This is a genomic window from Diaphorobacter sp. JS3050 (assembly GCF_013154915.1).
GTDB classification, from domain to species: domain Bacteria; phylum Pseudomonadota; class Gammaproteobacteria; order Burkholderiales; family Burkholderiaceae_C; genus Diaphorobacter; species Diaphorobacter nitroreducens.
Genome location: NZ_CP053553.1, coordinates 3,138,696 through 3,157,700, shown reverse-complemented (window position 1 = coordinate 3,157,700; position 19,005 = coordinate 3,138,696). Strand labels below are relative to the sequence as shown.

Below are 19,005 nucleotides of genomic sequence, written 5' to 3'. Positions count from 1 at the left end.
CCTACGCCGCGATGGGGGCGGGTGGCTGCGGGGCTCAGGTGCCGAAAGGGTGTTGCATGCAACTGCTGGGACGACCGATGCGCTGCCCCGCACTGCGCGGGCGGCTGGCCCTGTGGGGCGCGGCGCTGCTGTGCGCGGCCGCGCACGCCGGCGCGCCGGACACGCCAGCGGCCGATGCCCCGCAGTTGCGCCTGCGCGTGGTGGGAGGGCTGGCAGGCGTCACGCAGTACACGCAACTGGAGGCGCCCTTCTGGACGCGCGATCTGCCGCGCCTGAGCGAGGGCCGCTACCGCGCCGACATCGTGCCCTTCGACCGTGCCGGCGTTCCGGGCATGGAGATGCTGCGCCTCTTGCAACTGGGCGTGGTGCCCTTCGGCACGGTGCTGATGAGCTCCCTGTCGGCACAGTACCCCCAGTACACCGCCGTGGACCTGCCGGGGCTGAATCCGGACTTGGCGACGCTGCGCGCTTCGCTCGCGGCCTTCCGTCCGTACCTGGAGAAAGCCCTGCGCGAGGAGCATGGCGTGGAGCTGCTGGCGGTTTACGTTTACCCGGCGCAGGTGCTGTTCTGCAAGGACCCGCTGCTGGGCCTGGATGACCTGCGCGGACGGCATGTGCGGGTGTCCTCGGCCGCGCAGGGCGATTTTTTTGCGGCGCTGGGCGCCAAGCCCCAGCGCGTGCCGTTCGCACAGGTGGTCAAGAGCATGGAGACGGGCGCCAGCGAATGCGCCGTCACCGCCAGCATGTCGGGCAACATCCTCGGTCTGCACGCACATGCGGCCTATCTCTATCCCATGCCCATCAGCTGGGGCATGGCGGTGTTTGCGGCCAATCGCGCGGCCTGGCAGGCGCTGCCCGCCGATCTGCGCCAGCTGCTGCAGGCCGAGCTGCCCAAGCTGGAGACGGCCGTGTGGCTCAGTGCCCAGGGCGAGACCGAGCAGGGCCTGGCCTGCAATGTCGGGAGCCCCAGCTGCACCACGGGGCGCCAGGGCGCCATGGCGCTGGTGCCGGTGCGCGCGCAGGACGAGGCGCGGCGCGAGACCATCTTCAACACCGTGGTGCTGCCGCGCTGGGTCCGGCGCTGCGGCGCCCGCTGCCGCGATATCTGGGATCGCACCATCGGCCCTGCGCGCCGCATGAGCGCGCCGGTGCAGCCATGAAGCCCATGCCCGGCAGGCGCCTGCACCTGATCACCTGGGGGGTGGTGGCTGCGCTGCTCGCGGGGCTGGCGGTGGCGGTGGCCGTGCTGCTGTGGCATACGCGCGCGGACGCGCTGGACGTTGCCGAGGCGCGCGTCACCCGTTTTGCCGCGGGGGCGGAGGCGGGCATGAACCGCACGCTGCTCTCTTTCGACGTGCTGTTGGCGCATACGGAAGAGCTGCTGGCCCTGCGCGCACGCGACCGTGCGGGCCTTGACGTGGCGGCGGCCGACACGCTGCTGCGCGGCGTGGCGCGGCAGAACCTCCTGCTGCGCTACGTGGCGCTGCTCGATGCGCGGGGCGCCGTGCTGGCATCTTCGGCGTCCACCGGCGAACTGGACGGCGTGGAGCTGCCCGAGGGCTTCCTGGCGGCCGCCCTCGCGCCCGCGGTGGCCACGCTGTCCGTCAGCCAACCCGTGGTGAGTCCTACCAGTTCCGAGCGGGTGCTGTACATGGCGCGCCAGTTGCGCATGGGCGACGGCACGCCGCTGCTGGTCGTCGCGCAGGTGCCGACGGAAGCACTGGTGGCGGTGCTGATGCAGGGGCTGGAGGTTCCCGACATGGAAGTGACGCTGGAGCGCACGCAAGGCGTGCTGCTGCTGGGCGTGGAGGCGCCACAGGGGACCGTGGAGCGGCAGGAGCGCGCAGCGCCGGTCCTGCAGGAAGGCAGCGCGGACGATGGCGTGCACGCATGGCAGGCCAGCGCGCGGCTGTCGGGCAAACCGGCCATGGTGGTGGCGCGTCCGCTCATCTACCCCGATCTGTGGGCCACCGTCAGCCTGCCGCGCGACGCGGCGCTGGCGGGCTGGCGGCAGGAGGCGCTGACGGTGCTGTTCGGCGCGCTGCTGTTTGCGGCCACGGTGGTGGCCGCGGGAAGCGTGGTCGCCCTGTACCTGCGGCGCATGCACAGTGCGCGGCGGGTGGTGGCGCGCTCCAAGGCCACGCTGGACCAGGCGCTCGAAGCCATGGTGAGCGGCTTCGTGTTGCTGGACGCACAGCGCTGCGTGGTGCAGTGGAACCTGCGCTTCGAGGAGATGTTCCCCTGGCTCGTCAGCACCATCGGGGAGGGCGTGCCGTTTCGCCGCGTGCTGGAGACGACTGTGCACTACCACCTGCCCGGCGCGAGCGCGGAGGAAAAGCGCGCGTGGGTGGAGGAGCGCCTGCAGCAGCAGTGCACGCCGCGAGGCGGGGTGGAGCAGCTTTTGCCCAACGGCCATTACGTGCAGATCACCGAGCGCGCCACGGCCGATGGCGGCGTGGTCATCATCTACCACGACGTGACCGACCTGCGGCTGGCCACGGCCGAGGTGGAGCACCTGGCGTTCTACGACCAGCTCACCGGCCTGCCCAACCGGCGCCTGCTGCTGGATCAGCTGGGCGACGCCAGCGCATCGGCGGTGCGTACGGGCACGCATGGCGCGGTGCTGTTCATCGACCTGGACCACTTCAAGACCCTCAACGACACCCTGGGCCACGAGATCGGGGACTACCTGTTGCAGCAGGTCGCCCGCCGCCTGGAAAGCGGCGTGCGCGTGGGCGACATCGTGGCGCGCCTGGGCGGGGACGAATTCGTGGTGCTGCTGGCCGGCCTGGCGACCGAGGCGGAACGCGCCCGCGAGCAGGTGCGCGCCGTGGCCGAGAAGGTCGTGCAACTGCTGGCGCAGCCCTATCCGATCGCGGGACAGAGCTACCACGGCAGCTGCAGCGTGGGCGCCGCGCTGTTCGGCAGCGTACTGCAGACTGCGGCCGAAGTACTCAAGCAGGCGGACATCGCCATGTACCAGGTCAAGGCGCAGCGCGGCAACGCGGTGTGCTTCTTCGACCCTCGCATGCAGGTGGCGCTGAGCGCGCGTGCGCGGCTGGAGTCGGACCTGCAGGCTGCGCTGCGCGAAGGGCAGTTCCTGCTGCACCTGCAGCCCCAGTTCACGCGCGACGGCGCCGTGGTGGGGGTTGAGGCGCTGCTGCGCTGGCAGCACCCGGAGCGCGGCCTGGTGCTGCCGGCGGATTTCATCGGCGTGGCGGAGGACAGCGAGCTCATCGTACCCCTGGGCCGCTGGGTGCTGGCCAGCGCCTGCGAGCTGCTGGCGCGCTGGCAGGCATCGCCGCGGCTGCGCGAGCTGTCGCTGAGCGTGAATGTGAGCGCGCGCCAGTTCCGCAGCCCCGACTGCGTGGAGCAGCTGGCGCAGCTCCTGCAGCACAGCGGCGCACCGGCCCACCGGCTGGAGCTGGAGCTCACCGAATCCCTGGTGCTGGAGGACGTGGAGGACTCCATCGCCAAGATGCACCAGTTGCGCACCAAGGGCGTGCGCTTCGCCGTGGACGACTTCGGCACGGGCTACTCTTCACTGGCCTACCTCACGCGGCTGCCATTGCATCGGCTGAAGATCGACCGCACTTTCGTGCACCACCTGGGCGAGAGTCGCAGCGACGATGTGGTGGTGCAGACCATCCTGGGCATGGCGCGCAACCTGGAGCTGGAAGTGGTGGTCGAGGGGGTAGAGACAGAGGAGCAGCGCAGCTTTCTCGCGCTGCATGGCTGCGACGTGTACCAGGGCTACCTGCTGGCGCACCCCATGCCGGTGGAGGTGCTGCAGGCCCGCTTCGGCGACGCGCCGCAGGCGCAGCCCGCAGCAGCGCACTGACGCCTGTGCGCGGCCCTAGCCGATCAGGCCCTGCGCGACGACACCACGATGCCGCCGACGATCAGTGCGAACGCCAGGGCGTGGTACAGGTGCGGCGCTTCGCCGAGGAAGACCGTGGACAGCACTGCCGCGAACAGCGGTGTGAGGTTGATGAAGAATCCCCCCACCACCGGCCCCGCGCGTTGCGCCGCCACGCCCCAGAAGCGATAGGCCAGGATGGCCGGGCCCACGGCGATGAAGGCCAGGCCAGCAGCCAGCGGCCAGCCCCAGGTGATCTGCGTGGCGCCCAGTGACCATTCCACGCCCGCAAAGGCGCCCGACCAGCCCAGTCCGAAGATCATCTGCGCCATGAGGAAGGCCGCCCAGTCGCCGCGCAGTTCGCGCGGCTCGCTGGTGCGCACCAGCAGCCAGCTGTAGAACGACCAGGAGATGGTGGCCGCCACCATGTACAGGTCGCCCGGCACCAGGCGCAGTGCCAGCAACTGCTCCCAGCTGCCGCGGCTGAGCACCAGCACCACGCCGGCCACTGACAGCAGCACTCCCGCTATTTGCCTGCGCGAGGCCGGCACGCCGAAGCACAGCGCGCCGATGATGAGCATCCATACCGGCATGCCCGAGCCCACCAGCGTCACGTTCAGCGGCGTGGAGGTCTGCAGTGCCAGGTACTGCAGCGCGTTGTAGCTGCCGATGCCCAGCAGGCCCAGCAGCGCATAGCGGCGCCAGTGCGGCCACAGCGGGCTGCCGGGGCGCAGCACCTGCCAGGCCAGCGGCAGCAGCAACGCAAACGCCAGCAGCCAGCGCACGAAGTTCAGGGTGATGGGCGGGATCAGCGTGTTCAGCGCGCGGCCAACCACGGCATTGCCGGCCCATAGCAGCGGCGCGGCCACGAGCATCGCAATCGTGCCCGGTGAGAGTCGTTGGGTCATAGGGGCAGCAACTGTAAGCGAAAGACGTGACAGTCGGCGTCCTCCCGTGTGTGTCCCGCGCACGGCAAGGGCTGGCAAATCATGGCAGCATCTGCGGCGTTCGCTTGCAATCATTCCAGGAGACCCATTCCCATGACCCTCGCCGTTCAGATCCGCCAGCACGGTGGCCCCGAAGAACTCCAGATCGTTGACGTGCAGGTCGGCGAGCCCGGCCCGGGCGAGGTGCGCATCCGCCACCGCGCGGTGGGCCTGAACTTCATCGACGTGTACCACCGCACCGGCCTGTACCCCTTGAACATGCCGGCCAGCATCGGCATGGAGGGCGCGGGTGTGATCGAGGCGGTGGGCGAGGGCGTCACGCACCTGCGTGTTGGCGACCGCGCGGCCTACGCCAGCCAGCCGCCCGGCAGCTACTGCGAAGTGCGCGTGATGCCCGCCAAGTGCGTGTGCAAGCTGCCCGATGCGATCAGCTTCGAGACCGGTGCGGCCATGATGCTCAAGGGCCTGACCGCCCAGTACCTGCTGAAGAAAACCCGCCCCGTCGAAGGGCTGGAGCCCGGCGACTTCGTGCTGTTCCACGCGGCCGCGGGGGGCGTGGGCCTGATCGCCTGCCAGTGGGCCAAGGCCCTGGGCCTGCAGCTCATCGGCACCGCAGGATCGGACGCCAAGTGCCAGCTGGCGCTGGACAACGGCGCGGCCTACGCCATCAACTATGCCAAGGAAGACTTCGCCGCCCGGGTCAAGGAGATCACCGGCGGGCGCGGCGTGAAGGTGGTGTACGACTCCGTGGGCAAGGACACCTGGGACAAGTCGCTGGATTGCCTGCGTCCCTTCGGGTTGATGGCCAGCTTCGGCAACGCGTCGGGCCCCGTGGCGCCGTTCGCACCCGGTATGCTGGGCGCCAAGGGCTCGCTGTACGTCACGCGCCAGACGCTGTTCAGCCACATCACCACGCGCGAGGCCACGCAGGCCATGGCGGACGACCTGTTCGCCGTGGTGGCCAGCGGCCAGGTGAAGATCCACATTGCCCAGCGCTATGCGCTGCGCGACGTGCAGCAGGCGCACCGCGACCTGGAGGCGCGCAAGACCACGGGCTCCACCATCCTCACGCTGGAATGACGGCGCCCAGCCAGCCGGCGCCCGCCTGGGTGGCCGCCGCACGCCGGCAGGCGCATTGCCCGCCAGTGGCACCGCGCGTGCCGCTGCTGTTGGGGCGCGAGTGCGTGGGGTCGGTGGATGCCGCGGTTTTTGACCAGATTGGCATCCAGAGGTTACTGGACAAGCGCTGGCAGCTATCACAAGTAGAGCATCAAGGGCAACCCGCCTGGGCCCTGCCGGCGCAGGAGGCCACGGCGGCGCTGAATGCGCTGGCCCATGCGCTGCGCACGGCGGGCTGCTGCGGCCCCTGGCGCGACGAGCAATTGGCCGTGTGCACGCCCGATGGCCGGCGCCTGGCGACCGTGGAGCGCGGGGCCGTGCGCGTGCTGGGCCTGGCCACGCAGGCCGTGCACCTGGTGGGCCGCACGGCGGGGGGCGCCCTGTGGGTGCAGCAGCGCTCCTTCACCAAGCCCAACAACCCCGGCCAGTGGGACACGCTGATGGGCGGAATGGTGTCCGCGGCCGACAGCCTGCATGAAGCCCTGGCGCGCGAGACATGGGAGGAGGCCGGGCTGCGCCTGGAGCAACTGCAGGCCCTGGCAGCCGGCGGCCATGTGCAGTTTGCGCAGCCCAGCAGCGAGGCGGGTGGCACCGGCTACATGGTGGAGCGCATCGACTGGTTCCACGCCACCGTGCCCGAGGGCGTGGTGCCGGTGAACCAGGATGGCGAAGTGGCGCACTTCGAATGCCTGCCCCATGGCGAGGTGCACGAGCGCCTGGCTCAAGGGGCGTTCACGCCGGAGGCGGCGCTGGTGCTGGCCGGTTTTTACGGATGGTGATTTGCTATCAAAACAATAGCTGTTACCGCATAATGGACAAGCGTTAGACAGCGATCTCATTCGTTAGTGGAGCGCCGCCGCGGCGGTTGCCTGTGCAGCGGACTGGAGAACATGCGGCGCGCCGACGCCATAGGGGCACATGCCCGACAATCCAGGCCTCATGCCTGCGCCGGCAGGCTCGCCGCACTACGGCACGCTTTCTCCACCGCTCTTCGCACACCATGGCCCGTTCCCGTCTGCTGCCCGACAACTTCACCCTTGCCCTCGTGGCCACCGTCACGCTGGCCAGCCTGCTGCCTGCATCCGGCGCCGTGGGCGCGTTTTTCGAGAAGGCCACCGTGGGCGTGGTGGCGCTGCTGTTCTTCATGCACGGCGCCAAGCTGTCGCGCGAGGCCGTGATCGCGGGCATCGGCCACTGGCGGTTGCATCTGCTGGTGGTGGCCAGCACCTTCATGCTGTTTCCGGTGCTGGGCCTGGTGCTGCGGCCGGTGCTGCAGCCGCTGGTGACGCCCGAGCTGTACACCGGCGTGCTGTTCCTGTGTGTGCTGCCGGCCACGGTGCAGTCGGCCATCGCCTTCACGGCAGTGGCGCGCGGCAACATGGCGGCGGCCATCTGCAGCGCCTCGGCCTCCACCCTGCTGGGTATCGTGATCACGCCGCTGTTGGTGGGCGTGGTGCTGCCGCAGGCCTCGGGCACGGTGCAGCAGGACGTGCTGGGCAGCATCGGTCGCATCATGCTGCAGCTGATGCTGCCCTTCGTTGCGGGGCACCTGCTGCGGCCGTGGATCGGCGGTTTCATTGGCCGCCACGCGGCGACGCTCAAGTACGTGGACCAGGGCTCGGTGCTGCTGGTGGTCTACACCGCATTCAGCGCAGCCGTGGTGGGCGGCCTGTGGCGCGAGTTGCCGCTGCCCGCGCTGGCCGGCCTGCTGGTGGTGTGCGCGGTGATCTTGGGGCTGGCGCTCACCGCCACCACTTGGCTGGCGCGGCGCCTGGGTTTTTCCAAGGAGGATGAGATCACCATCGTGTTCTGTGGCTCCAAGAAGAGCCTGGTGAGCGGCGTACCCATGGCCAAGGTGCTGTTCCCCTCGGAGGCCGCGGGCGCCATCGTGCTGCCGCTGATGGTGTTCCACCAGATGCAGCTCATGGTGTGCGCGGTGCTGGCGCAGCGCTACGCCCGGCGCGCCTGACTACAGCCGCTCGTCGGGCATCGCCGGGGCGCCTGCCGCCTTCGCATGCAGCGGGCGGATGGCGGCATTGGCTTCCAGCACCGGATAGGCCACCGAGCACAGCAGCGAGTTGATGCGCTTGAGGTCGCTGATGATGTCGATGTGCAGCGAGCTGGTTTCTATGCTCTGGATGGTGTTTTCCGCCAGCCGGTTCAGGTGGGTTGCGGCGTAGGCCAGTTCCAGCTCGCGGAAACGGTTTTTTTCCTCCAGCAGCTTTTGCGCGTCGCGCACATTGCTGGTCAGGAACACGCTCATGGCCAGGCGCAGGTTGGCCACCAAGTGGTCGTGCATTTCATTGATTTCCTGCAGGCCGGCGTGCGAGAACTGGCGCCCCTTCTTGATCTTCTTGTCCTCCACGTCCTGCAGCACGCGCTCCACCAGATCGCCGATCTGCTCCATGTTGATGGTGAAGCTGATGATTTCGGTCCAGCGCCGCCCCTCGCCTTCGTCCAGCTCGGAGCGCGAGATCTTGGTCATGTAGTACTTGATGGCCGAGTACAGGCTGTCCACCTGGTCGTCCAGGGCGCGCAGCTCCTGGCCCAGCTTCTGGTCGTCGGTCTGCCACACGGTCTTCAGGCCGCCCAGCATGGTCTCCACCAGGTCGGCCAGGTGCAGGGCTTCGCGCGCGGCGCAGGAGATGGCCAGCGAGGGCGTGGACAGGGCCGAGGCGTCGAGATGGTGCGGGCGCGACAGCGCGGCCGACACCTCCTCCTTGGGGGTGATTTTCTTCACCGCGGTGGCGATGTGGCCGGCGATGGGCAGGCACAAGAGCGCCACCATGAAGTTGAAGGCCAGGTGAAACAGCACCACCTGGCCGGCCTTGTCGGGCACCAGGGCCTGGATATGGGTATGCCACAGGCCGATGAGCGGAATCATGACCAGCGCCCCCACCATCTTGAACAGCAGGTTGCCGATCGGCACCTGGCGCATCTGCAGGCTGGAGCGCAGCGTGGTGAGCACGGCCAGCACGCCGCTGCCCAGGTTGGCGCCCACCACCAGGCCCAGTGCCACCTCGGTGGGAATGCCGCCCGAGCCTGCCAGCGTGGCCACCAGCAGCACCGTGGCCAGGCTGGAGTAAGAGATCACGGCCAAAATGGCGCCGGTTAGCACCTCCAGCGTGATGTCGCTGGTCAGCGTCATGAGCAGGGCGCGCACCACCTCTGACTGCGTCAGCACCAGTGTGGACTCGGTGATCAGGCGCAGCGCCAGCAGCATCAGGCCCAGGCCGATGAGCACGCGCCCCACGCGCCCCGGCTTGGCGTCCTGGCGTGCGACGAACAGCACGACGCCGACAAAAATGCACAGCGGCGAGAGCCAGGACAGGTCCAGGGAAAACACCACCGCCATCAGCGCCGAGCCCACGTCGGCGCCCAGCATCACGGTCAGCGCCGCCATCAGCGAAATCATGCCCTGGCCCACGAAGGCCGACACGATCAGCGCCGTGGCGGTGCTGGACTGCACCACCGCCGTCACCCCTATGCCCGAGAGCACGGCCAGCAGCCGCGTGCGCACGCCGCGCGCGATCAGCTGGCGCAAATTGGCGCCGAAAACGCGCAGGATGCCGGTGCGCACCATCTGGATGCCCCACACCAGCAGGGCAATGGCGGCCAGCAGATTCAGCAGGTGCTTCATGGAGAACGGTGGTGCAGTGCTATCAGTCTATGAGCATGCCATTCTCGTGGAAAGGATAGGGGCCTTCGAAGATTCCCGATGCCGCGAGATGCGAAACCAGGCGCTGGCCGTCCCAGGCGTGCACGCGCAGGGCCGGCGGCTCCAGCATCCAGGCCGAGGGCGCATCGGGCTGCAGGTCCAGCGCCACCTGGTGTCCCGGCGCGGGGCAGGTGGAGGCGATGGTGCCGCCGAAGCGCACGTCGATGGCGCGGTGCAGGTGCCCGCAGATGATGCGCTCCACGTTGGGGTGGCGCGCCACGATGGCTTCGAGCTGCCCGGCGCCCTCGAGCAGGCCGATCTTGTCCATGTGGCCGATGAGCGTGCGAAACGGCGGGTGGTGCATGGCGATGACCACGGGCTCGCCGCGGCAGGCGGCGAGTTCGTCCTCCAGCCACTGCAGGCGCGCGGCGCACAGCGCGCCGTGGCTCTCGCCCGGCACCATCGTGTCCAGCGCGATCAGGCGCAGCGGGCCGACTTTCACGCTGTACTGCACGAATTCGCCGCCGCCCTGCAGGTAGCCGTGCCGCGCGAAGCTGCGGCGCAATTGCGCGCGCTCGTCGTGGTTGCCGGGCAGCAGGTACACGGGTAGGTCGCCGAGCGGCGCCAGCAGTGCGGCCAGGTGCGCGTATTCGGCCTCGCGGCCGAAGTCCGACAGGTCGCCGGTGATGACGAGCGCGTCGGGTTGCTGGCGCAGGGCCAGCACGCTGTCCACCGTGCGCCGCAGGTAGGGCGCGGTGTCGATGCGGCCGTAGGCCAGGCGGCCGGGCTCGCGGATGTGCAGGTCGGTGATCTGGACCAGGAAGGTGTAGGGGGTGGGGTTCATGCGCTGGCCTCCGCGGTACTCATCAGGCGTTGGGGATCGATGTGGATGCCCACCTCGTCGCCGTTGCGGTAGGGCGCGTCGCGCCCCACGTCGGCCAATAGGGTACTTGCAATACCGGCTGCGCTCAGGCGCAGCTGCACGCGGTCGCCGAGGAAGCTGCGCTGCTCGACCCGCGCCATGCCCCAGCCGTCCTGGCGCGGGCCGATCTGTATGTCCTCCGGGCGCACCAGCAGCGCGCTCTGGCTCAGCGCTGGCGGGCAGGTCAGCGTCATGCCGCCCAGCGTCAGCACGCCGCGCGCCTGCGATTCGGGCGTGCGCTCGATGCGGTTCACCCGGCCGAGGAACTCGGCCACGAAGGGATGGGCGGGCGCGCGGTACAGGTCCTCGCCTCGGCCCACTTGCACGATGCTGCCGGCGCGCATCACCGCCAGCCGGTCGGCGATCGCCATGGCTTCCTGCTGGTCGTGCGTGACGTGGATGGCGGTGATGTGCAGCCGCCGCAGCAGTTCGGCCAGCTCCTCGCGCAGCGACTCCTTGAGCTTGGCGTCCAGCGCCGCCAGCGGCTCGTCGAGCAGCAGCACGCGCGGGCGCACGGCCACGGCGCGCGCCAGGGCCACGCGCTGGCGCTGGCCGCCCGAGAGTTCACCCGGGCGCTTGGATTCGAGGCCGGTGAGGCGCGTGAGCTCCACCAGCTCGCCCACCGCGCGGCGTTCCTCGGCGGCGGATGCGCCCCGGATGCGCAGGCCGTAGCCGATGTTGGCGGCCACGCTCATCTGCGGGAACAGCGCGTAGCTCTGGAACACCATGCCCACGCCGCGCTGCTCGACCGGGCGGTGGGTCACGTCCTGGTCGCCGAACAGGATGCGCCCGCCCGCGTCCAGCGTCTCCAGCCCGGCGATCAGGCGCAGCAGCGTGGTCTTGCCGCAGCCCGAGGGCCCCAGCAGCGCGAGCACCTCGCCGGGCTCGACATGCAGGCTGGTGGGCTGCAGGCCGCGTGTGCCGTCGGCGTAGGTTTTGGAGCAGTGGTCGATGTCGACCGGGATGCGTTCAAGTTCCATAGCGTTTCTGCATGAGCTGGGCCAGGGCCTGCAAGGCCCACAGCACCGGAAGGATGACGATGAAGAACACCAGCGTGTAGGCCGAGCCGATCTCGATGCGCATCGACGCATAGCTGTCGGCCAGGCCCACGGGCAGGGTGCGGGTCAGCGGGGTGTGCAGCATCCAGGTCAGATTGAACTCGCCGACCGAGAGCGTGAACACCATCAGCGCGCCCGCGACGATGGCCGGGAACACGGCCGGCACCAGCACGCCCAGGAAGCGCTGGGGAAAGCTGGCGCCGAGCGTGCGCGCGGCCTCTTCGAGCGCGACCAGGTCGTTGCGCTGGAAGGCCGAGGCCACGGTGCGCACCATGAAGGGCAGGGTGAAGACGATGTGGCCCACGAGGATGAAGGCAAAGCTCTGGCGGAAGGCCGCGATCTGGCCGTAGGCCAGGATCAGCGCCAGTGCCGTCGCCAGGCCCGGCACGGCCACGGGCAGGGTCAGCAGTTCCTCGAAGGCGCGCGCCAGGCGCGAGCGGCTGCGCGCCAGCGCGTAGGCGCAGGGCACGCCGATGGCGGCCGTGGCCGCCACGCTGGCCGCGGCAATGGCCAGCGACCAGCCGACGGTGCCGCCGTAGACCTCCCACACCTCCTGCAGCCAGCGCAGCGTGAAGCCGCTCTTGATGCCCACGCTGTAGTTGTTGACCAGGCCGGCCAGCACCGACAGCAGCATGGGCGCGATCATGAACAGGCTGGTGAGCGCGGTGACAGCGAACAGGAACGGAGCGCGGTTGTGCGTTGGTTGTCGCATGCGATGCCCTCAGCGTGCAGCCTGGCCGCTGCCGAACTGGCGCGTCAGGAACAGCGCCAGCCAGGTGACGATGCCCAGCGCGATGGACAGCGACGCGGCCAGCGCGAAATTGGCGTAGTTGGTGAACTCGTTGTAGATGGTGATGGGCACCACCTCGAACTTGCTCGCCAGCGTGAAGGCGGTGCCGAACGCGCCCATCGACGTGGCGAACAGGATGGCGCCGCAGGCCACGGTGGTGGGCGCGAGTTCGGGCAGCCACACGTCGCGCACGATGCGCAGGCGCGACGCGCCCAGCGAGCGCGCGGCCTCCTCGAGCTGCAGGTCCATGGCCTCGGCCGCTGCCGCATAGGTGGCGATGGCGCGCGGCAGCGAGAAATACAGGTAGGCCAGGAACAGGCCCAGCAGCCCGTAGGCGAAGGTGATGCGCTCGCCGAAGAGCTGGCTGGACAGCTCCGCCACCAGCCCCTGGCGTCCGCCCAGCAGGATCACGAAGAAGCCGATGATCACGCCGGGGAACGACAGCGGCAGCGTCAGCAGGGCCAGCAGCAGGCGCTTGCCGAAGAAGCTGCGCCGCGCCAGGTAGATGCCCACCGTGGCGCCGATCACCAGAGTGGCCAGCGTCACCGCCACCGACAGCAGCACCGTGTTGAGCATGCTCTCCATGTAGCGGCCGTCGGTCAGCACCACGAAATAGGTGCCCCAGCCCTTCTCCGCCGGCAGCGCCAGAAGGCGCAGCACCGGCAGCAGCCAGAAGGCCAGGAAGAAGACGCCCGCCGGAGCCGCGCAGCCGGCCAGCAGCAGGCGCTGGCGCGGGCTCAACGTACTTCCTTGAGGTAGCGGTCGGAGAAGCCGCGCTGCGCCGCGGCCATGCCGGCGTAGTCCACGGTCTTGGCGCGGGCGTATTCGGAGGCCGGCAGGAACTGGGCCTGCACCTCCTTGGGCATGGCGCCGGCGCGCACCGGGCGCAGGTAGGCCTTGGCCCAGATGGCCTGGCCCTCGTCGGAGAGCACGAAATCCAGCACCTTCTTGGCCTCGGCCGGGTGGGGCGCCTTGTTCACCATGCTCATCACGTAGGGCACGACCACCGTGCCTTCGGCGGGGATGACGAACTGCACGTTGGCGTGGTCCTTGTACTTGGCGCGGTAGGCGTTGAAGTCATAGTCCAGCAGGATGGCGATCTCGCCCGACAGCACGCGGGCATACGAGGTCTGCTTGGGCACGATGGGTTCGTTCTTCTGCAGCGCCTTGAAGTAGTCGATGGCCGGCGCGAAGTTGGCAAGCGTGCCGCCGCGCGCCTCGTTGACCGCGACCGCGCCCACGTAGCCGACGAAGGCCGAGGCCGGGTCGAGGTAGCCGACCAGCCCCTTGTAGTTGGGCTTGAGCAGGTCTGCCCAGGACTTCGGGACCGGCTTGCCCTTGAGCGCATCCACGTTGACCATGAAGCCCAGCGTGCCCGAGTGGATGCTGAACCAGTTGCCGGCCGGGTCCTTCATCCCGTCTGGAATGTCCTTCCAGCCCGCGGGCTGGTAGGGCGCGACCACGCCGTCCTTTTGCGCCTGGATGGCGAAGGTCACGCCCAGGTAGGTCACGTCGGCCACCGGGCTGCCCTTTTCGGCCACCAGCTGCGCCAGTGCCTGGCCCGAATTCTTGTTGTCGGCCGGCACCGTGACGCCGGTCTTGGCCTTGATGGCGCGCAACTGCGTGCCCCAGTCCGCCCACTCGGTGGGGCAGTTGTAGCAAATGGCCGTCTGCGCCCAGGCGCCGGTGGCTGCCAGGCCGGCGGCCGCCAGCACGCCGATGCGGGCGAAGCGTTGCAGGGTCGAGGTCATGGGGATTCTCCTTGGGTTGGAAAAGGGCGGGGTCAAACGAGCGGGGCGGGTCCGCAGGACTCGCCATCGCAGAAGCGGTAGGGCAGGTACAGGCTGTCGCTGGCGCCGGGCGGGCTGCCGCGGGCAATCGACCGCACCAGCAGCTCCACGCTGTGGCGGCCGATGTCATCGTTGGGCTGCGCGATGGTGCTCAGCGCCGGAGTGAGGTCCTGGCCGATGGCGATGCCGTCGAAGCCGATGACGGCCAGATCCTGCGGAACGGACAGCCCCGTCAGGCGCGCGGCGCGCAGGCTGCGTATGGCCAGCAGGTCGTTGGAGCAGAACAGGGCCGTGGGCCGCTGGGGCGCTCGCAGGTACTGCGACAGCGCCTCGACGGCGGTGTCGACGAAGGGCACCTCCACCACGGGCGGCGCGGCCAGCCCCGCTGCCGCCATGCCGCGCAGGTAGCCGCGGTAGCGCTGCTGGGCCCGGTCGGAGGCCGCCAGCGTGCCGCTGACCATGGCGATGCGCCGGTGGCCTAGCGCCGCCAGCCGCGCCACGGCCTCGGCCGCCGCGGCCTCGCCATCGACCGAGATGCAGGGGTGGTCGGGGTGGGCGTTGTAGGCCAGCACGTGCGGCAGGCCCGCGCCGCGCAGGCGCTGGAGGGCCCGCGAGTGCGACGGGCTGGACACGACCAGGATCATGCCGTCCACGTTGGCGGCCAGCAACTGCGTGACGGCCTGCTGCTCCTGCTCTTCCTCGTAGCGCGTCATGACCGGCACGATGGCGTAGCCACCCGCGGCTGCCGCCAGGGCGATGCCCTGCAGGCATTCGGCGAAGACCGGGTTGAGCAGGGTGGGCAGCACCACGCCGAGCACGCGGCTGCGCTGGGTGCGCAGCGTGCGGGCGCTCGCGTTGGGGTGGTAGCCGAGTTCGCGCGCCGCCTGCGCTATCAGGTCGCGCGTGGCGGGCGCCACCTTGTCGGGGAAGTTGAAGGCCCGGGACACGGTGGCGGCGGAGACGCCCGCGAGCGCGGCGACGTTGTGGATGTTCAGGGGTTCCTTCGGCATGGCGTAATGAAATCGATTTCATTGCACCACGCGAGTATGACGCCGCGATGACATGCGGCCCGATCGGGTTAACCCTGGGCAATGGTGCCCACGCGGAGCGCGGCCTGGGTGCGCCGAGGCAGCGTCAGCACGAGGATGTCCAGCAGCACCGCCAACGCCCCCAATGCCTGCCGCGCGCCCACGGGCTCGCCCAGCCAGAGCGCCGCGAGCGCCACCGCCGTGAGTGGCGCAATGGCAGTGAAGGCCGCCGCCTCGCTGCCGGCAACGCGCGCGGCGCCCGCATACCACAGCAGAAAGCCGCCCACCGTAGGCACCAGCGCATACCAGGCCACGGCTGCGAGCGCTTCGGGCGGAGGCAGCGCGGCTGCGGGCAGTTCACGCGCCACTTCGTGCGCGCCTACGGCCTCACGCCGGGCGCGGTGGCGCGGGCGGTTAGCCCGCCTTCTTGACGCGCAGCAACTCGTCGAGGATCAGGCAGGCCGCGCCCACGGTGATGGCGCAGTCGGCCACGTTGAACGCGGGGAAGTGCCAGCCGCGCAGGTGAAAGTCCAGGAAGTCCACCACGTAGCCATGCTGCAGGCGGTCCACCACGTTGCCGATGGCACCGCCCAGGATGCTGGACAGCGCGAAGCAAAACAGCTTCTGCCCCGGGTGGGCGCGCAGCTGCCACAGGATGAAGACCGCCGTTGCCAGCGCAATGCCCGTGAACAGCCAGCGCTGCCATCCCCCGGCATCGGCCAGGAAGGAGAACGCCGCCCCGGTGTTGTGCGCCCGCACGATGTTGAAGAAGCTGGTCACGTAGGTCGCGTCGCCCAGGCGGTAGTAGCCCAGGATCAGCGTCTTGGTGAACTGGTCGGCAATGACGAGCAGCACGGCCCAGGCCAGCCAGGGCCACAGGCTGGCGCTGCGGGATGCGGCGGCGCGCGCCATCAGGCGTGCACCCGGTTTTCACCGGCGCCATGCAAGTTGCTGTCGCAGCGCCCGCAGAGCGTGGGGTGCTCGGGATTCTGGCCCACGTCGGCACGGTAGTGCCAGCAGCGCTCGCACTTGGCATCGAAACTGGGCGCAACGCTGATCTGCAGGGCGCTTCCAGCTACCAAATGTGTAGCTGAAACGATGAGCACGAACTTCAGATCGTCGCCCAGGCTGGCCAGTAGCGCATGGTCTTCGGGCGCGGCAGTGAGCGTGACCACAGCCTGCAGCGACGAGCCCACGGTTCCGGCAGCGCGCACGGTCTCGATCTCCTTGTTCACCGCGTCGCGGATCTCACGCAGGCGTTCCCACTTGGCGGCCAGGCCCTCGTCGGCCGTGGGAATGGTCTGGTAGGTCTCCAGGTAGATGGTCTCGGACTGGCCGAACATCTTCCACGCTTCTTCGGCCGTGAAGGACAGGAACGGCGCCATCCAGCGCAGCATGGCATGGGTGATCTGGTAGAGGGCGGTCTGCGCGCTGCGGCGCGCCAGGCTCTTGGGCGCCGTGGTGTACAGGCGGTCCTTCAGCACGTCGAGGTAAAAGCCCCCCAGGTCTTCCGAGCAGTACAGCTGCAGCTTGGCGACCACGGGGTGGAACTCGTACACCTTGTAGTGCGCCAGGATGTCCTGCTGCAGCTGCGCCGCGCGCGAGAGGGCGTAGCGGTCGATCTCCAGCAGCTGCTCGAACGGCACGGCGTCCTGGGCCGGGTCGAAGTCGCTCACATTGGCGAGCAAGAAGCGCAGCGTGTTGCGGATGCGGCGGTAGGCGTCCACCACACGTGCCAGGATCTTGTCGTCGATCGCCAGGTCGCCCGAGTAGTCGGTGGCGGCACACCACAGGCGGATGATTTCGGCGCCCAGCTTGCCGCTCACCTCCTGCGGCGAGACGGTGTTGCCCAGCGACTTGCTCATCTTCTTGCCCTGGCCGTCCACCGTGAAGCCGTGCGTGAGCAGGCCGCGGTAGGGTGCGCGCCCGAAGATGGCGCTGGCCAGCAGCAGCGAGCTGTGGAACCAGCCGCGGTGCTGGTCATGGCCTTCGAGGTACAGGTCGGCCTCGGGACCCTCGTCATGGTGCATGGTGGGGTGGGTGCCGCGCATCACATGCCAGAAGGTGGAGCCGGAGTCGAACCACACTTCCAGGATGTCGGTGCTCTTGGTGTAGTGCTTGGCGTCCTCCGCGCCCAGGATCTCCTCGGCCGTCACACGGCTCCAGGCTTCGATGCCGCCCTGCTCGACGATCTCTGCGGCCTGGTCGATGATCTCCATGGTGCGCGGGTGCAGCTCGCCCGAGTCCTGGTGCAGGAAGAACGGGATCGGCACGCCCCAGCTGCGCTGGCGCGAAATGCACCAGTCGGGCCGTCCGGCAATCATGTCGCGCAGGCGGGCCTTGCCGTTGTCCGGGTAGAAGGCCGTGTGCTCGATGGCTTCCAGCGCGATCTGGCGCAGGGTCTGCGCGGGCTTTTGCGCCGGGTCGGTGAACACGCCCTCGCCCTCGTCCATGCGCACGAACCACTGGGCCGCGGCGCGGTAGATCACCGGCGACTTGTGGCGCCAGCAGTGCGGGTAGCTGTGGCTGATGGTGGTGGTGTTCAGCAGACGGCCGGCAACCTTCAGCGCATCCAGGATGACCGGCACGGCCTTCCAGATGTGCTGGCCGCCAAACAGCGGGAAGTCTGCCGCGTAAGTGCCGTTGCCCTGCACCGGGTTCAGGATCTGGTCGTAGGCCATGCCGTGGGACACGCACGAGTTGAAGTCGTCCACGCCATACGCGGGCGCGGCGTGCACGATACCCGTGCCGTCGCTGGCGGTGGCGTAGTCGGCCAGATAGACGGGCGACAGGCGACGGTAGCCCGCATCCATGTCGAACAATGGGTGCTCAAACTCCAGGCCCGCCAGCTTCTCGCCCGCCGCCACGGCCAGCACCTGGCCCGTGAGGCCCCAGCGCGTCATGCAGGCCTCGACCAGCGATTCGGCCACGATGAACAGGCCGCGCTCGGTGTCCACCAGTGCGTACGGCAGCTCGGGATTGAGGTTCAGTGCCTGGTTGGCGGGAATGGTCCAGGCGGTGGTGGTCCAAATGACCGCGAAGGCGTCCTTGGACAGGGCGGGCAGGCCGAAGGCAGCGGCCAGCTTGGCCGGCTCATGTGCCTTGAACGCCACGTCCAGCGTCTGGCTCTTCTTGTCCTGGTATTCGATCTCGAACTCCGCCAGCGACGAGGCGCAGTCGAAGCACCAGTACACGGGCTTCAAGCCACGGTACACGAAACCGCGCTCCATGACCTTCTTGAGCGCGCGGATCTCGCCGGCCTCGCTCGCAAAATTCATGGTCTTGTACGGGTTGTCCCAGTCGCCCAGCACGCCCAGGCGCTTGAAGTCCACCATCTGCTGCGCGATCTGCTCGGTGGCAAACGCGCGGCCCTTGGCCTGCATCTCGTCGCGCGGCAGGTTGCGGCCGTGCAGCTTTTCGATGGCGTTCTCGATCGGCAGGCCGTGGCAGTCCCAGCCCGGCACGTAGATCGCGTCAAAGCCCTCGAGCTGGCGCGCCTTGATGATCATGTCCTTCAGGATCTTGTTGACTGCATGGCCGATGTGCAGCTGGCCGTTGGCGTACGGCGGGCCGTCGTGCAGGATGAACTTCGGCGCGCCGCTTCGCGCGTCGCGCAGCTTCTTGTAGATGCCCTTGTCGTCCCATTCCTTGACCCAGCCCGGCTCGCGCTTGGGCAGGTCGCCGCGCATGGGGAAGGGCGTGTCGGGCATGTTCAGCGTGCCGCGGTAGGCACTGGCGGGGGCGTTCTTGGGGTTGGAGTCGGACATGGGAACCTTCAGGTCAAGGGCGTTCCGGGCGTGGCCCGAAAGGCAAACACGGGGGCAGGACAAGGGC

The 19,005-nt window shown here is 69.1% G+C and carries 16 protein-coding genes; 5 read left to right on the top strand and 11 right to left on the bottom strand.

Annotated features, from left to right (window positions below; all coding sequences use genetic code 11):
- The first annotated feature begins 77 nt into the window (after positions 1-77).
- Together HND92_RS15130 and HND92_RS15125 are read left to right on the top strand one after the other, a co-directional pair.
- Positions 78-1,160, top strand: a complete 1,083-nt coding sequence (locus HND92_RS15130; RefSeq protein WP_172209350.1) for a TRAP transporter substrate-binding protein — start codon at positions 78-80, stop codon at positions 1,158-1,160.
- Entirely contained in the window at positions 1,157-3,841 is a 2,685-nt protein-coding gene (locus HND92_RS15125) for an EAL domain-containing protein (protein ID WP_172208156.1), read from the top strand. The genes HND92_RS15130 and HND92_RS15125 overlap by 4 nt, the downstream gene beginning before the upstream one ends.
- Positions 3,842-3,864: 23 nt before the next feature.
- Here HND92_RS15125 and HND92_RS15120 read toward each other — a convergent pair whose 3' ends face one another.
- Entirely contained in the window at positions 3,865-4,767 is a 903-nt protein-coding gene (locus HND92_RS15120) for a DMT family transporter (RefSeq protein ID WP_041838882.1), read from the bottom strand.
- Positions 4,768-4,899: 132 nt separating this feature from the next.
- Here HND92_RS15120 and HND92_RS15115 point away from each other — a divergent pair, with 132 nt between their 5' ends.
- From HND92_RS15115 to HND92_RS15105, 3 genes are all read left to right on the top strand, one after another.
- Positions 4,900-5,886, top strand: coding sequence for a quinone oxidoreductase (locus tag HND92_RS15115; RefSeq protein WP_103737068.1), 987 nt, complete (start codon positions 4,900-4,902; stop codon positions 5,884-5,886).
- Positions 5,883-6,704 carry an NUDIX domain-containing protein gene (locus HND92_RS15110; RefSeq protein WP_172208154.1) on the top strand — a complete coding sequence of 274 codons (822 nt, stop codon included), beginning with the start codon at positions 5,883-5,885 and terminating at the stop codon, positions 6,702-6,704. Before HND92_RS15115 ends, HND92_RS15110 begins: the two co-directional genes overlap by 4 nt.
- A gap of 221 nt (positions 6,705-6,925) precedes the next feature.
- On the top strand, positions 6,926-7,894 hold the full coding sequence (locus tag HND92_RS15105; protein ID WP_172208152.1) for a bile acid:sodium symporter family protein: 969 nt from the start codon (positions 6,926-6,928) through the stop codon (positions 7,892-7,894).
- On the opposite strand, the gene HND92_RS15100 is transcribed toward HND92_RS15105, so the two are convergent.
- The 10 genes from HND92_RS15100 to ileS all read right to left on the bottom strand — a co-directional run bounded on the left by HND92_RS15100 (position 7,895) and on the right by ileS (position 18,938).
- On the bottom strand, positions 7,895-9,565 hold the full coding sequence (locus tag HND92_RS15100; protein ID WP_135149635.1) for a Na/Pi cotransporter family protein: 1,671 nt from the start codon (positions 9,563-9,565) through the stop codon (positions 7,895-7,897).
- A 22-nt stretch (positions 9,566-9,587) separates the two neighbouring features.
- The gene (locus HND92_RS15095) at positions 9,588-10,427 is read right to left on the bottom strand and encodes a phosphodiesterase (RefSeq protein ID WP_172208150.1); all 840 of its coding nucleotides are present in this window, start codon (positions 10,425-10,427) and stop codon (positions 9,588-9,590) included.
- The gene (locus tag HND92_RS15090; protein ID WP_172208148.1) at positions 10,424-11,485 is read right to left on the bottom strand and encodes an ABC transporter ATP-binding protein; all 1,062 of its coding nucleotides are present in this window, start codon (positions 11,483-11,485) and stop codon (positions 10,424-10,426) included. Before HND92_RS15090 ends, HND92_RS15095 begins: the two co-directional genes overlap by 4 nt.
- Entirely contained in the window at positions 11,475-12,275 is an 801-nt protein-coding gene (locus HND92_RS15085) for an ABC transporter permease (protein WP_172208146.1), read from the bottom strand. Before HND92_RS15085 ends, HND92_RS15090 begins: the two co-directional genes overlap by 11 nt.
- 9 nt (positions 12,276-12,284) lie before the next feature.
- The gene (locus HND92_RS15080) at positions 12,285-13,094 is read right to left on the bottom strand and encodes an iron ABC transporter permease (protein WP_172208144.1); all 810 of its coding nucleotides are present in this window, start codon (positions 13,092-13,094) and stop codon (positions 12,285-12,287) included.
- Positions 13,091-14,104 carry an ABC transporter substrate-binding protein gene (locus tag HND92_RS15075; protein ID WP_172208142.1) on the bottom strand — a complete coding sequence of 338 codons (1,014 nt, stop codon included), beginning with the start codon at positions 14,102-14,104 and terminating at the stop codon, positions 13,091-13,093. The genes HND92_RS15080 and HND92_RS15075 overlap by 4 nt, the downstream gene beginning before the upstream one ends.
- 32 nt (positions 14,105-14,136) lie before the next feature.
- Positions 14,137-15,138, bottom strand: coding sequence for a LacI family DNA-binding transcriptional regulator (locus HND92_RS15070; protein ID WP_172209348.1), 1,002 nt, complete (start codon positions 15,136-15,138; stop codon positions 14,137-14,139).
- A gap of 83 nt (positions 15,139-15,221) precedes the next feature.
- Positions 15,222-15,539 carry an EamA family transporter gene (locus HND92_RS15065; protein WP_172208140.1) on the bottom strand — a complete coding sequence of 106 codons (318 nt, stop codon included), beginning with the start codon at positions 15,537-15,539 and terminating at the stop codon, positions 15,222-15,224.
- Positions 15,540-15,585: 46 nt separating this feature from the next.
- Entirely contained in the window at positions 15,586-16,083 is a 498-nt protein-coding gene (lspA, locus tag HND92_RS15060; protein WP_172208138.1) for a signal peptidase II, read from the bottom strand.
- On the bottom strand, positions 16,083-18,938 hold the full coding sequence (gene ileS / locus HND92_RS15055; RefSeq protein WP_172208136.1) for an isoleucine--tRNA ligase: 2,856 nt from the start codon (positions 18,936-18,938) through the stop codon (positions 16,083-16,085). The genes lspA and ileS overlap by 1 nt, the downstream gene beginning before the upstream one ends.
- Between the last annotated feature and the right edge of the window lie 67 nt (positions 18,939-19,005).

Excerpts from the sequence above, each read along its gene's own strand:
- HND92_RS15115 (WP_103737068.1), top strand. The coding sequence starts at position 4,900 with ATGACCCTCGCCGTTCAGATCCGCCAGCACGGTGGCCCCGAAGAACTC.
- HND92_RS15100 (WP_135149635.1), bottom strand. The coding sequence starts at position 9,565 with ATGAAGCACCTGCTGAATCTGCTGGCCGCCATTGCCCTGCTGGTGTGG.
- HND92_RS15095 (WP_172208150.1), bottom strand. The coding sequence starts at position 10,427 with ATGAACCCCACCCCCTACACCTTCCTGGTCCAGATCACCGACCTGCAC.
- HND92_RS15105 (WP_172208152.1), top strand. The coding sequence starts at position 6,926 with ATGGCCCGTTCCCGTCTGCTGCCCGACAACTTCACCCTTGCCCTCGTG.
- lspA (WP_172208138.1), bottom strand. The coding sequence starts at position 16,083 with ATGGCGCGCGCCGCCGCATCCCGCAGCGCCAGCCTGTGGCCCTGGCTG.
- HND92_RS15120 (WP_041838882.1), bottom strand. The coding sequence starts at position 4,767 with ATGACCCAACGACTCTCACCGGGCACGATTGCGATGCTCGTGGCCGCG.
- HND92_RS15085 (WP_172208146.1), bottom strand. The coding sequence starts at position 12,275 with ATGCGACAACCAACGCACAACCGCGCTCCGTTCCTGTTCGCTGTCACC.
- HND92_RS15110 (WP_172208154.1), top strand. The coding sequence starts at position 5,883 with ATGACGGCGCCCAGCCAGCCGGCGCCCGCCTGGGTGGCCGCCGCACGC.
- HND92_RS15125 (WP_172208156.1), top strand. The coding sequence starts at position 1,157 with ATGAAGCCCATGCCCGGCAGGCGCCTGCACCTGATCACCTGGGGGGTG.
- HND92_RS15130 (WP_172209350.1), top strand. The coding sequence starts at position 78 with ATGCGCTGCCCCGCACTGCGCGGGCGGCTGGCCCTGTGGGGCGCGGCG.
- HND92_RS15090 (WP_172208148.1), bottom strand. The coding sequence starts at position 11,485 with ATGGAACTTGAACGCATCCCGGTCGACATCGACCACTGCTCCAAAACC.
- HND92_RS15075 (WP_172208142.1), bottom strand. The coding sequence starts at position 14,104 with ATGACCTCGACCCTGCAACGCTTCGCCCGCATCGGCGTGCTGGCGGCC.
- ileS (WP_172208136.1), bottom strand. The coding sequence starts at position 18,938 with ATGTCCGACTCCAACCCCAAGAACGCCCCCGCCAGTGCCTACCGCGGC.